8 protein-coding genes are annotated in these 13,871 nt (G+C 68.3%); 5 read left to right on the plus strand and 3 right to left on the minus strand.

What is annotated here, in order from left to right; translation table 11 throughout:
- Window positions 1-5: 5 nt before the first annotated feature.
- Genes ACQP2O_RS28575 through ACQP2O_RS28585 form a run of 3 tightly spaced genes read right to left on the minus strand, consistent with a single transcriptional unit; the run spans window position 6 to window position 4,393 of the window.
- Window positions 6-1,310: an extracellular solute-binding protein gene (locus tag ACQP2O_RS28575; protein WP_433170303.1), complete on the minus strand. Its 1,305-nt coding sequence runs from the start codon at window positions 1,308-1,310 to the stop codon at window positions 6-8.
- Window positions 1,311-1,342: 32 nt separating this feature from the next.
- Window positions 1,343-2,416 carry a pectinesterase family protein gene (locus ACQP2O_RS28580; RefSeq protein WP_433170305.1) on the minus strand — a complete coding sequence of 358 codons (1,074 nt, stop codon included), beginning with the start codon at window positions 2,414-2,416 and terminating at the stop codon, window positions 1,343-1,345.
- 12 nt (window positions 2,417-2,428) lie between these two features.
- Window positions 2,429-4,393, minus strand: a complete 1,965-nt coding sequence (locus tag ACQP2O_RS28585; RefSeq protein WP_433170307.1) for a glycoside hydrolase family 28 protein — start codon at window positions 4,391-4,393, stop codon at window positions 2,429-2,431.
- A gap of 242 nt (window positions 4,394-4,635) precedes the next feature.
- Here ACQP2O_RS28585 and ACQP2O_RS28590 point away from each other — a divergent pair, with 242 nt between their 5' ends.
- The 5 genes from ACQP2O_RS28590 to ACQP2O_RS28610 all read left to right on the plus strand — a co-directional run bounded on the left by ACQP2O_RS28590 (window position 4,636) and on the right by ACQP2O_RS28610 (window position 13,784).
- Window positions 4,636-6,069, plus strand: a complete 1,434-nt coding sequence (locus ACQP2O_RS28590; protein ID WP_433170309.1) for a glycoside hydrolase family 5 protein — start codon at window positions 4,636-4,638, stop codon at window positions 6,067-6,069.
- Complete coding sequence (locus ACQP2O_RS28595) at window positions 6,066-7,073, plus strand: LacI family DNA-binding transcriptional regulator (protein WP_433170310.1); 1,008 nt, start codon at window positions 6,066-6,068, stop codon at window positions 7,071-7,073. The genes ACQP2O_RS28590 and ACQP2O_RS28595 overlap by 4 nt, the downstream gene beginning before the upstream one ends.
- Window positions 7,074-7,356: 283 nt before the next feature.
- The gene (locus ACQP2O_RS28600) at window positions 7,357-8,616 is read left to right on the plus strand and encodes a glycoside hydrolase family 28 protein (protein WP_433170312.1); all 1,260 of its coding nucleotides are present in this window, start codon (window positions 7,357-7,359) and stop codon (window positions 8,614-8,616) included.
- 122 nt (window positions 8,617-8,738) lie between these two features.
- Window positions 8,739-10,097 (plus strand): pectinesterase family protein, encoded by a 1,359-nt coding sequence (locus tag ACQP2O_RS28605; RefSeq protein WP_433170314.1) that lies wholly within the window; start codon window positions 8,739-8,741, stop codon window positions 10,095-10,097.
- Window positions 10,098-10,181: 84 nt separating this feature from the next.
- Window positions 10,182-13,784, plus strand: coding sequence for a glycoside hydrolase family 3 C-terminal domain-containing protein (locus ACQP2O_RS28610; RefSeq protein WP_433170316.1), 3,603 nt, complete (start codon window positions 10,182-10,184; stop codon window positions 13,782-13,784).
- The last annotated feature ends 87 nt before the right edge of the window (window positions 13,785-13,871 follow it).

The following is a 13,871-nucleotide window of genomic DNA, read 5'->3' on the forward strand; positions in this document are numbered from 1 at the left end:
CGCGGTCAGCCGGCGGCCTTGTCCATCGCCGCGGAGAACGCCTGCGGCGACAGTTTGCCGAGGAAGAGCTGGGACACGTTCGTCAGCAGTGTGTCCGCGGTGGCGGGTGGCAGCGCCTGGTCCCAGGACAGCGTGTAGTGCGCGGACTTCTGTGCCAGGCCGTAGACGTAGCTGTTCCAGGCGCCGTCGGGACCGGCGGCGAGCTTGCCGGCGATGCCCGGCACCGGCGGGGTGCGCCCATTCTTGATCAGATCGTCGACGTAGGTCGGCGACATGACCGCCTTCTTCAGGTAGTCCACGCCCACCTGCGGTTTCGCCGACTTGGCCGCGATCGAGTAGTAGTTGGCCGGGTTGCCCTCGAGGCTGCTCGGATCGCCCTTGCCGCCGCTGACCTGGGGGAAGGCGAACCAGCCGAGGTCACCGTTCTTGAGCATGTCGGGGTCGGCCTTCTTGATGCTCGCGTACTCCCAGGCGCCCATCAGCTCCATCGCGGCCTTGCCCGTGTAGAGCAGGGCCGTCGCCTGACCGGTGTCGTACGAGGTGGCGGCGAACCCCTTCTGGAAGCCGCCCTCGCCGACGAGCCTTCTGGCCAGCGTGCTCGCCTGGACCACGGACGGGTCCGACCAGGCGTTCGGCGCGCCGCTGAGGATCTTGTTCACGACGTCCTGGCCGCCGATGCGGTCGATGAGGTATTCCTCGAACATCAGCTCGGGCCACTTCTGCGCGCCGCCGAGCGCGAAGGGTGTCACGTCGTGCGACTTCAGCGTGCCGGCCAGCGCCAGCAGGTCGTCGAACGTCTTCGGCGGCGTGAGGTTGTACTTGGTGAAGATCTTCTTGTTGTAGAAGACCACCGCGGGTGAGAGGCCGTTCATCGGCACGCCGTAGATCTTGCCGTCGAAGGTGGCCGAGTCGAGCAGGCTCGGGATGAAGCGGCTCTTCAGCTGCGGGTCGCCGTTCACGGTGGCGGTGAGATCCTGGACGAGGCCGTTCTTGACCAGGTCCTTCAGACCGCCGCCGCCCCAGTTCTCGAAGACCTCGGGCGGGTTGCCCGCGCCGAGCGACACGCGGATCTTCTCCTTGTACGCATCGCTCTGGAACAGCTGCAGGTTCGCCTTCTGGCCGGCGCCGGATTCGAAGGCGTTGACGGAGTTCGTGTAGACGTCGTTGTAGCCGCCGGTGATCGCCCAGACGGTGATGCCGCCGGATTTGCCGGCGCCGGAGCCGGAGCGGGTCGGTCCTCCCGTGCCGCAGGCGGAGAGGGAGATGGCCAGGGCGGCGGCCAAGCCGGCCGCTGCGTACCGCACCTTCATCGTGTTGCTCTCCTTCTTTCGTCGACCGTGGATCACGCGTGGGGGTCCGCGCGATGATGGGTCCACGGCTTCCAGCGATCGGTCCCGGACAGGTAGCCGGCCGGGGTGGCGGCCTCGGCCTCCGCGTCCGTCAGCTGCGGGCGGAACAGGCTCACTCCCGCGCCCGGCCCGGTGTTGTGGTACTCGCCGAAGCGGGCCGCCGCCCAGGACCACCCGGCCATGTCCGTCCACGGCTGGTCCTTGATGTGCGCGGCGAGCGACGAGTCGCGGACGGTGACCTGCGCGATGGCCAGCGGGTCGCCGAGGTGGTGCCACGGCCGGCCGAGGTAGAACGTCTTGGCCTTGGCGTTGGAGACGAACGTGCTGCCGGTGAACAGGAACCCGTGCTTGTTGGCCAGTTGGGTGCTGGCCGCGGTGATGAAGCCGTTGGTGTCGGTGCTCCCCCGGTCCAGCGCGTCGATGGTGCTGTGGTCGAACACCGCCGTCGCCGGCCCGAAGATGAAGTCGACGTCTCCGGCGACGTAGCTGTCGCGGACGTACACCCGGTCGATGTCGGTCTTGTTCGCGGCGTCCAGGTAGAGGGTGTCCTGGTTGCCGAGGAAGCGCGAGTGGTAGAAGGAGATCCGGTCGGCGAGCGTGCGCAGCGCCACCGCCTGGTGACCGTCCTGCGATGCGTGGGCCTGCTCGTCGAAGGCGTTCTCGAAGGTGATCCCGTCGGCCAGGAAGCCGTTGGCGGCGATGGTCACCGTCGCGCTTCCCTCGGTGCCGTACGTGCCGCCGCCGGGTTTCGGTGTGCCGGCCGAGTTGTCGTAGGTGATGACGACGTCGGCGGGGTCGCCGGTGGCGCCGATCAGGTGGAGGTTCGGCTGGTCCGCGGGCACGGACACGACCTCGTGGTAGGTGCCCTTGCCGACGACGATCGTCACCGGGCGTCTGCTGTTCTTCGGTGCGGCGTCGACCGCGGCCTGGACGGTGGCGTAGGCGCCCTTGGCGCCGTTCTGGTCGACGGTCAGGACGGTGGAGGTTGCGGCGGCCCTGGTGGCGACGGTCAGCAGCGAGCCGGCGAGGATCGTCGCGGCCGTGGCGGTCGGTGAGGTGCGACGCATGGGGGTCTCCGGTCAGCCGATCGCGACGGCGAAGATGTGCAGGCTGGAGTTGGCGGGGAGTTCGAGGGAGGCCGCCGTCTTGCCCGCGGTGAGCGGGACCGCGCAGTAGTAGACGCCCACCGTCCTGCCCCCGTTGGCGGTCGCGGTCGCGACGAGTTCGTCGCCGACCTTGGCCTGGGCGGTCCACCAGTCGGTGGCGGAGATCGTTCCCGTGCTGCTCGTCCCGTCCGTGTAGGTGATGTTCACCGTGCCGGACTGGTCGCCGTGGGTGCCCACGGCGAGGAAGCCGAGCCTGCCGCCCGATCCCGACAGGTTGATCACTTCATCGGAGGCCGCGACGTTGTCGGGCTGGCCGGCTGCGACGTTCGGCCAGGTGAAACCGAGACCCCCGTGCGTCACCGTCGCGCCCGGCGTCAGCCCGGCGGCCGCGAGCGAGTCGGCGGTGTAATAGCGGCCGCCGCCGTCGATGTCGCCCGGTGTGCTCGCGGTGCCGATCGCGACGTTGTTGTACGCGGCGGCGAGGTCGGGATAAGGCTTCGGCGGCGTGGCGAGCGCGCCGTTGATGTAGACGTTGTCGAAGGTCAGGCCGTCGACGTAGCGGGCCACGCTCGCCCGCGACGCGTGCTCGACGATGGTGTTCTCGACCGTGATGTTCTTGATGAGGTCATCGGTGTAACCGACCGCGTACAGCGGATACGCCGCAGTGCCGACGAAGAGGTTCTCGACGTGGATGTCGCGCACCGACGGGTTGAACCCGTGGCCGGGCCCCTCGCCGTAGAAGAAGTCGACGAGGATCGCCGAGTCGGCCAGCTTTTCGATCTTGACGTTCTTCAGGTGGACCTGCTCGATGAAGCCGCCGCGCGCGGAGTTGGTCTTCAATCGCAGGCCCTGGTTGAGGTTCAGGCTGTCGACGCGTGAGTCTCGGGCGTAGAGGTTGCGGACGCCGCCGGTCATCTCGCTGCCGATGGTGATCGCGCCGTGCCCGGCGAGGAACTCGCAGTTCTGGATCACGATGTTCTGGCAGGGCGTGTTCACTCGCCTGCCGTCGGCGTTCTTGCCGGCCTTGACGGCGATGCAGTCGTCTCCGGTCTCGAAGGTGCAGCCGGAGATGACGACATGGTCGCAGGACTCGGGGTCGCAGCCGTCATTGTTCGGTCCGAGGCTGCCGGCCGTCACGTTCTCCACGATCACGTTGGTGCACAGCACCGGGTTCAGCTGCCAGTTCGGCGTGTTGTGGAGGGTGATGCCGGAGATCAGGACGTTCTTGCAGCGGTACGGCTGGATGAACTGCGGTCGCAGGTAGTGCCCGGAGCCGAACACCCGCTTCGAAACCGGCACGCCCTGGTCGGCCATCGAGGCGAGCAGGTCGCTGTCGGCCGAGCTGGTGGGCATGCCGGGCTGCCAGCCGAACTGGGTCTTGCCCGCCCACGGCCACCAGTGCTGGTTGTCGGCCTGCCCGTCGAGCGTGCCCTCGCCGGTGATGGCGATGTCGTGCTTGTCGTACGCGTAGATGAACGGCGAATAGTTCATGCACTCGATGCCGCCGTCCCGCGTGTAGACGACGGGGAGGTACGCCGCCGGATCGGTGCTGAACGCGATGGTCGCGCCCTTCTCCACGTGCAGGTCGATCCGGCTCTCCCAGTGAATGGACCCGGTCAGGTACCGGCCCGGCGGCACGACGACGCGCCCGCCGCCCTTGCCCGCCAGGTCGCCGATCGCCGCCGCGAACGCCTTGGTGCAGTCGGTCTTCCCGTCGCCGACGGCACCGTACTTCGTGACGTCCACACGCCTGTTCGGGATCCTCGGCCTGGGGGTCGTGCGCACGATCCGGTCCGCCACGGACCACGGGTCGTCGCCACCCGGCTGCCCGGTCGTGGCGGCCGCCGACGGCCGCCACCCCGACCCGGCGATCAGGGCGCCGCCCGCCACCAGTCCACCGATCCTCAGGAACTGGCGCCGAGAGGATGCTGCGTCCATTCCTGCCTCCATCCCGCGTCGGCCCGCCCGAAACTTTCGTAACATGCCTGCGAACTTACGACGCGGGGAGGACGGTACAATCCGCCATTCGGCGGGTCAATACCCCTCTTCCCGATTCTTTCGGCACCCGTACACGCTGGTGACAGCTGCTTGACGCTCAGGACTTCACGACTTAGCCTCCCGACTGGCAGCGACAACGAGTCGAAATGAGCGTCGAAATTTCGAACCGAAGGGATCGCCGAATGTCCCAGTCCTCGGACGGCTACCTCCGCGCCGCCGGCCCCCGATTCCTGGACCCCCACGGTGCCGCCGTCCAGCTGCGCGGCGTGGGCATCGGCGGCTGGCTCAACATGGAGAACTTCGTCACCGGCTACGCCGGCACCGAGTCGCTGATGCGGGCCGCGGTCCGCCGGGTGCTGGGCCAGGAGCGGTACGAGTCGTTCTTCGACCGGCTGCTCACCGGCTTCTTCGACGACGCCGACGCGCGGTTCCTCGCCGCCGCCGGGCTGAACGCGGTACGGATCCCGATCCACTATCACCACTTCGAGGACGACGCGCGGCCGTTCGAGATCAAGGAGGAGGGGTTCCGGCACCTCGACCGGGTCATCGACCTGTGCGGCCGGCAGGGCATCTACTCCGTCATCGACCTGCACGCGCTGCCCGGCTGGCAGAACCAGCGCTGGCACTCGGACAACCCCACCCACCTGGCGACGTTCTGGCAGCACCGGCACTTCCAGGACCGGGTGGTGCGCCTGTGGGAGGCGATCGCCGACCGCTACAAGGACGACCGCTGGGTGGCCGGATACAACCCGGTCAACGAGCCGGCCGACGAGTCGCGGCAGGTGGTCGGCCCGTTCTACCGGCGCCTGGTCGAGGCGATCCGCGCGGTCGACCCGCACCACACCCTGTTCCTCGACGGGAACACCTACTCGACCGAGTTCGACGTCTTCGACGTATTCGACGAGCCCCCGGCCAACACCGTCTACGTCTGCCATGACTACGCGATGGCCGGCCTGGCGTACGGCGGCCCGTACCCGGGCCGTACCCGCGGCGTATGGCAGGACAGGGACGTGCTGGAGAAGAAGTTCCTGCAGCGTACGGAGTTCGCCCGCGAGCTCGACTCGCCGATCTGGGTGGGCGAGTTCGGGCCGATCTACTCCGGCGACCCGGCGGTCGACGAGCAGCGCGGCCGGATCCTGGCCGACCAGCTGGACATCTACCGCAGGTACGAAGCGAGCTGGTCGCTGTGGACGTACAAGGACATCGGCCTGCAGGGAGTCGTGTACGCCTCGCCCGACTCGCCGTACATGCAGCGGTTCGCGGACTTCGTGGCGAAGAAGAAACGGCTCGGCGCCGATGCCTGGGGCAGCGACGGCACCGGGCCGGCCGAGGTCACCCAGGCGGTCCAAGATCTCATCGCCCGGGAGTTCCCCGGCTTCGACCCGTATCCTTGGGGGCGCTGGGATTTCGTGCGCACGCTGCTGTTGACCATCACCGTCGCGCAGCCGCTGGTCGAGGAGTACGCGGCACTCTTCGAGGGGCTGGGCGACGACGAGTTGGTCGCGCTCGCCGACTCGTTCGCCTTGGCGAACTGCGTCGTACGCGAACCGCTGCGCACCCAGATCGCGCAAGGACCCGCCGCGCCGAACCGCCTACGGGAGGCTGACCGCCCATGACCGCCGCACCGGGCCCTGGCCGGGTGACCCTCGGCGAGATCGCCGCCGCCGCGAACGTATCGGTGCCGACGGTGTCCAAGGTCATCAACGGGCGGTCGGACGTCGCCGCAGAGACGCGAACCCGCGTCGAGTCGCTGCTCCACGAGTACGGCTACCTGAGGCCCCAGCGCAGGTCTCGCCGCGCCGGACTGATCGACCTGCTGTTCACCGACCTCAGCCCGTGGGCGGTCGAGATCATCCGGGGTGCGGAGGAGGCCGCGCTGGCCGCGAAGAGCCGGATCGCCGTCTCGGTGATCCCCAGCGAGCAGGACGCCGACCGCTGGGTGCGCAGCCTGAGCAGAGGACGCACCGACGGGGTGATCCTCGTGCTCACCGAACTCCCGCAGCGCCACCGCAAGCGGCTGGCCGAGCTGCACGCCGACCTCGTCATCGTTGACCCGGTCGGCCAGCCCGACCCGGACGTGCCCTCGATCGGCGCGGCCAACTGGGCCGGCGGCCTCGCCGCCACCGAGCATCTCATCCAGCTCGGCCACCGGCGGATCGGCACGATCACCGGCCGTCCCCGTGTGCTGTGCAGCCAGGCCCGCCTCGACGGCTACCGCGCCGCACTCGAACGTGCCGGCATCGAGGTCGACCCGGCGCTGATCGCCCCGGGCGACTTCCACTACGAGTCGGCGCTGGAGGCGGCGCGGACGATGCTCGAACTCCCCGATCCGCCCACCGCGATCTTCGCCGCCAGCGACGTGCAGGCCATGGGCGTCTACGAAGCGGCCCGGCTGAACGGCTTGCGCATGCCCGAGGACCTCAGTGTGGTCGGGTTCGACGACGTGCCGATGTCGCGCTGGATGTCGCCCCCGCTCACCACTCTGCGCCAGCCCTTGGCCGAAATGGCCGCGCTGGCCGTGCGCACCCTGGTATCCGGCGACTCGGCCGACTTCAACCACCGCGTAGAACTGTCGACCAATCTCGTCATACGCTCCAGTACCGCCCCCCCGGCCCGCTAGGGCTTTTTAGTATTCGCCGCGGACACGGCGGCCAATTCCATCCGGCGTGCAGCCGGTTTGCGAGTATTGCCATTGTCGGTAGCGGCAGCATGGCCCCGAACAGGTGACATCCGACATAGATAACGTTGACGTAACGTCGTGAAACCACCTTGACCGCCACGATTTCTATATTTACCGTCACGAGCACGCGCCAATATCCAAAGAACGAAACAGACTGCCAGAGAGGAGCCTTCGAAATTTCGATTCCGGAAGAATTCAACCCTCCAGAAAGGAGTGGGAACCAGTGTCCGCTCATCTCTATCGAAGACCACTGCGAGAGGTCGTATCGGCTCTGCTACCGGCGGCCTTGGTCACCGGATACCTGGCCATGGCAGCATCGCCGGCGCGCTCGGCCACCGTGTGCAGCGCCAAGAGTTACGGCGCGACCGGCAATGGCACGACGAAGGACACCGCGGCCCTGCAGAAGGCGATCAACGCATGCGCGGGTGGCGGCGTGGCGGAGCTCACCTCTGGGCGCTACCTGACCGGCCCATTGAGCCTCCCGTCGAACATCACGCTCCAGATCGACGGCGGCGCGACGCTGCTCGCGTCCCAGGACGCCGCCGACTATCCACCGTCAGGTTCACACCTCGCCCCGCTCCTGCAGGCCGGCGGCGCGAGCAATGTGACGATCACCGGTGACGGCACGATCGATGGCCAGGGCGCCCCGTGGTGGGCGCTGATCAACCAGGAGAAGGCCGCCGGCAAACCCCTGTCGCCACGACCCGCACTGATCGACTTGGGATCGGCGAACACGGCCAAGGTCACCGGCATCACGATTAAGAACGCGCCCAATGTGCACATCACCATGAAGGGCGCCACGCACGTCACCATCGACGACATCACGATCAGCTCGCCCGCCGACTCCCCCAACACCGACGGAATCGACGTCTGGTCCTCCGGCTTCGTCGCCATCACCAACAGCACCATCGACTGCGGCGACGACGACCTCGCCATCGACTCGTCGACGTCCAACGGCGCGGCGCACGACATCTCCTTGAGCAGCAGCACGATTCTGCACGGCCACGGCCTTTCCATCGGCAGCTACACCGCCGGCGGCGTCTACAACGTCAGCGTCCACGACGACACCTTGACCGGTACCGAGAGCGGGGTGCGCATCAAGTCGGCCCGGGATCGTGGCGGCGAGGTGCACGCCGTCACCTACGCCCATCTGACGATGACAAGGGTGGCCACGCCCATCCTGATCACGGCGTACTACCCGAAGGTCCCGGCCGACGGAGACCCGGCCCAGGCGGTCACCAGCACCACGCCGAACTACCACGACATCACGATCAGCAAGGTGACCGCCACGTCCGCCACGACCGCGGGACAGATCGTCGGACTTCCCGAGCGTGCGATCACCGGCCTGAACCTCGCCTCGGTGAACATCACCGCCACCACCGGCCTGATGGTCCGCAACGCCACCGTCACGACCGGCTCCACCACCATCAAGACCGCATCCGGTCCGGCGTACATCCTGCAGAGCAACGCGAGTGTGAGCTGAGCACGATGGGTCCGTACCGAAGAGAAGACGACACCGCGCCTCCGAACCGTCGGGGTCGGCGGCGGTCTCCGCTCCGCCGGGCCGCGACGTTCACCACTGCGGTCCTGGCGGCGGCCGGCCTCATGACCGTGGTGCACCTCCCGGCCCAGGCGGCCACCGTCCCCACCGCCGGTGGTACCTACACCGTGGCCGCGGCCGGCGGCATGTGCATCGACGTGCCCGGCGCCGCCACGACCAGCGGCACGCTCCTCCAGCAGTGGGGCTGCACCGGCGGCACCTGGCAGCAGTTCAAGCTCGTCTCCGCCGGCTCCGGATACAACCTGGTCAATGTCAACAGCGGCCTGTGCGTGGACGTTCCGGGCGCCAGTTCGAGCACCGGCGTTCAACTCCAGCAATGGGGGTGCGGCAACGCGCAGAAGAACCAGACCTGGACATTGGCTGCCGGCGGCAGCGGCACCTATCAACTGGTCAGCGCCTCCAGCGGGCTGTGCGCCGCCGTCAAGGGGGGATCGACCGCCTCGGGCGCCGCGATAACCCAGGAGACCTGCGCGGCGAACACCAGTGAACAATGGGCGTTCGATCCGGTGTCCACCGGTTCCGCGACGGTCGCCGCCGACGGAACCGGCCGGTACACCACCGTCCAGGCGGCCATCGACGCCGTACCCGCGAACAACACCAGCCGGGTCGTCATCACCATCAAACCCGGCACCTACCGCGAGATCGTCACGGTTCCGTCCAACAAGCCCTACATCACTCTTCAGGGCCTCGGAACCTCACCCGGCGACGTGGTGATCGTCAACAACCACTACGCCGGCGGCGGCTACGGCACATCGGGCAGTGCGACCGCGTTCATCAACGGCCACGATTTCATCGCCACCGACCTCACCATCTCCAACGACTTCGACGAATCGACGACGACCAGCGGCGGGCAGGCGGTGGCGTTGAACCTGGGCGCCGACCGCGCCGTCCTGCGCGACGTCCACATCCTCGGCGATCAGGACACCTTCCTGGTCAACGACTCCGCTCGCGCATACGTGGTGAACTCCTACGTCAACGGCACCGTCGACTTCATCTTCGGCGGCGGCGTGGCGGTGTTCAGCGGCTGCGAGATCCACGAGAACCCGCGGGGTGGATCCGTCACGGCGGCGAGCACGCCCGCGACCAGTCCCTACGGATTCCTCTTCTACAAGTCCACCATCACCGGAGCCGCCGCCAACGGCTCGACGATCCTCGGCCGGCCATGGCGCCCCGACGCGCAGGTCGTGTACCGCGAGTCGACGCTGAGCGCCGTCGTGAACACCGCCCAACCGTGGGCCGACATGTCCAGCAACTCATGGCGGAACGCCAGATTCTTCGAGTACCGCGACACCGGACCCGGCGCGACCGTCAACGCCAACAGGCCGCAGCTGACCGACGCCCAAGCCGCCACCTACACCCCGCAGAAGTACCTCGCCGGCGGCGACGGCTGGAACCCCACCTGAACGAGACGACCCGGACCGGGCCTTCCCGGTCCGGGTCGGCGGCCCCCATTCACCTCCGTCAACCCCGTGATCAGGAGTCACCTGATGACACAACGCCCCTCCTCGCGGCGGCGCTCCCTCCTCGCCGCCCTGTGTTCGCTCACCTGCGCGGTCGGCCTGGCCGGTGTCTCGGCGCCGACGGCGCATGCGGACACGACGCCGGTCTACCGCGATACCCGCTACTCCTTCGAGGAGCGCGCCGCGGACCTGGTCTCGCGGATGACGCTCGATGAGAAGGCCGCACAGCTGAGGACCAACAGCGCACCGGCCATCCCGCGGCTGGGCGTCCAGCAGTACACCTACTGGAGCGAAGGCCAGCACGGGGTCAACAGACTCGGCGCGAACACCGACCACGGCTCGGCCTCCGGCGTGCCGGGCACGAGTTTCCCGACCAACTTCGCATCCTCGATGTCGTGGGATCCGGACCTGATCTATCGGGAGACCACGGCGATCTCCGATGAGGCGCGCGGGTTCCTGGACAAGTCGCTGTGGGGGGTCGGCGCGAACAACATCGGCCCGGACAAGAACGACTACGGCTCGCTGACGTACTGGGCACCGACCGTCAACCTGGATCGCGACCCGCGATGGGGCCGCAACGATGAGGCGTTCGGGGAGGACCCGTACTTCGTCGGGCGAATGGCCGGCGCCTTCGTCAACGGCTACCAGGGCCAGACACGCGCTGGAAGGCCCACGAGCCGGTACCTGAAGGTCGCCGCCACGGCCAAGCACTACGCGATGAACGACACCGAGACCAACCGTACGGGGATCAGCTCCGACACCGACGATCGGACGCTGCGGGACTACTACACGGCGCAGTTCCGCCGCCTCATCGAGGACGACCACGTCTCGGGCCTGATGACGTCGTACAACGCCGTCAACGGCACCCCGGCCGTCGCCGACACCTACACCGTCAACCAGCTCGCCCAGCGGACGTACGGCTTCAGCGGCTACATCACCTCCGACTGCGGCGCGGTCGGCACCACCTACAAGCTGCCGTACGGCGGCCACGACTGGGCGCCGCCCGGCTGGACGACCGACCACAAGTCCGACCCCACCTGGACCGACACCGCGACCGGCGCGAAGCTGTCCGGCCAGGCGGGCGGGCAGGCGTACGCGCTGCGCGCCGGCACCGGCGCCAACTGCACCGGCACCGAGGCCACCGCGCAGAACATCCGCAGCGCCATCGCGGCGGGCGCGCTCAGCGAGGGCGTGCTGGACACCGCCCTGGTCCGGCTGTTCACCGTCCGCATGGAGACGGGCGAGTTCGACCCGCCGGACCGCGTGCCGTACACCAAGATCACCAAGGATGTGATCCAGAGCCCGGCGCATCAGGCTTTGGCCGAGAAGGTCGCCGACGACTCGCTCGTGCTGCTCAAGAACGACGGGCACCTGCTGCCCGCCGACGGGACGAAGCTGAACAAGGTCGTCATCCTCGGCGATCTGGCGAACAAGGTGACGCTCGGCGGCTACTCCGGCAACCCGTCGAAGCAGGTCAGCGCCGTGCAGGGCATCACCGCCGCGGTCAAGGCGGCCGACCCGTCCGCCTCAGTGGTCTACGACGCCGCCGGAACGTCCACGACGGCCACGGGCGACGCGCAGCTGAGCGACGCGACCAAGACCGACATCAAGGCCGCCGACCTGGTGATCGTCTTCGTCGGCACCGACGACAACATCGCCCGCGAGGGGCGGGACCGTGCCGGCCTCGCCATGCCGGGCAACTACCACTCGCTCATCGACCAGGCCGCCGCGGTGGGGAACCGGAAGCTGGCGCTGGTGATCCAGTCCAACGGCCCAGTGAAGATCGACGACGTTCAGGACAAGGTGTCCTCCATCGTGTTCAGCGGCTACAACGGCGAAAGCCAGGGCACCGCGCTGGCCGACGTGCTCCTCGGCGAACAGAACCCGAGCGGCCACCTCAACTTCACCTGGTACAAGGACGACTCCCAACTCCCGCCCATGTCCGACTACGACCTCACTCCGGGAGCCACCAGCGGGATCGGCCGCACCTACCAGTACTTCACCGGGACCCCCACCTACCCCTTCGGCCATGGGCTGAGTTACACCGACTTCGCCTACTCCCACGTACGGGCCGACCGGTCCACGGCGACCGCGGACGGCCACGTCACGGTACGGTTCGACGTCACCAACACCGGGCACGTGCCGGGAGCGACGGTGGCTCAGATGTACGCCGCGACGCCCTTCACCGTCGCGGGCGTCGAGATGCCGAAGAAACGGCTCGTCGGCTTCCACAAGACCGCGGTCCTGGCCCCCGGCGCCACCGAACACGTCTCCCTCACCGTCAAGACGGCCGACCTCGCCGTCTGGGACGCGAACGCGATGCGCTCGTTCGTACCCGATGGCACCTACCGGTTCCAGGTCGGTGCCGACTCCGCCGACGTCACCGCCACCCCGGCCGCCGTACGCGTCACCGGCCGCATCACCCCGAAGGTCCGGTACGTCACGGTCCAGCCGGAGGCCGTCTCCTACAACGTCGGCGACACGATCGACCTGACCGGCAAGAACCGCTGGATCAAGGACGACACCGACCATTCCCGCGAAAAGCGGAACCTCGACGTGACCGCCGACGACATCGTCGAGGCCGTCAACGACGACCAGTCCTTCGTCGATCTCAAGCACGCCGGCGTCCGCTACGGCAGCACCGACCCCGGCGTGGCCACCGTCGACCGTGCCGGACACGTGAAGGTGGTCGGGCCCGGAGTCACGACGATCAACGCGACCGTGGGCGGTGTCACCGGCTCCGCCGTCATCACCGCCAAGTACCCGTTCACGCTGACCGGACCGCAGATCGCCGAACCCGGCACCACCGTCACCGCGACGACGACATTCACCGATTCGGGTCCCAGCGCGCTGAACGACGTGACGATGTCGCTCACCACACCGGACGGCTGGACGGCGCAGCCCACCTCCCCGGCCTCGTTCGCCAAAGTCGCCGGCGGCCAGTCGGTGCACACCACGTGGTCGATCAAGGTCCCGGCCGATGCGACGTCCGCCGGCTACCAGCTCCACGCCAAGGTCACCTATGGCGGACGGGACGGCGGCGGCGACGCATTGATCAACCTGCCGATCCTCTTCGCGTCACTGGCCGACGCCTACGGCAACACCGCCATCAGCGACGACGCCCAGCCGTCCCAGGGCGACCTCGACGGCGGAGGCCGGAGCCTGTCCGCCCAGGCCCTGGCTACCGCGGGCATCACCCCAGGCGGCACCGTCACCCACGGCGGACTCACCTTCACCTGGCCCGACGTCGCAGCCGGCAAGCCGGACAACGTCGTCGCGGGCGGACAGACGATCAAGTTCTCCGGGACGGGCGCCAAGCTCGGTTTCCTCGGCACGGCCAACAACGGCACCGCGTCAGGCAGCGGGACGATCACCTACACCGACGGCACCACCCAGCCCTTCACCATCGGCTTCCCCGACTGGTGGTCCGGCGGCGGCGACACCGCCGCCGCCATCCCCTACATCAACACCTCGACCGGCAAACAGAACCGGACGGTCTACCTCTCCATGGCCTCCGTACCGCTTCAGCCGGGCAAGACCGTGAAACTCATCGCTCTCCCCGACATCAGCCAGGGCGTGGCGAACGGTGCCACCGCCATGCACATATTCGCCATCGCGAGCGGCGGATAGGCACCTGCGACAGAGGGCCAGGCCGTCGGTGGCCACCACCGACGGCCTGGCCCTCCAGCCTGCCCGCCGAGGCCACGCCGCAAGGAC

It is taken from the genome of Actinoallomurus sp. CA-150999, from assembly GCF_050942425.1.
Lineage (GTDB): Bacteria > Actinomycetota > Actinomycetes > Streptosporangiales > Streptosporangiaceae > Actinoallomurus.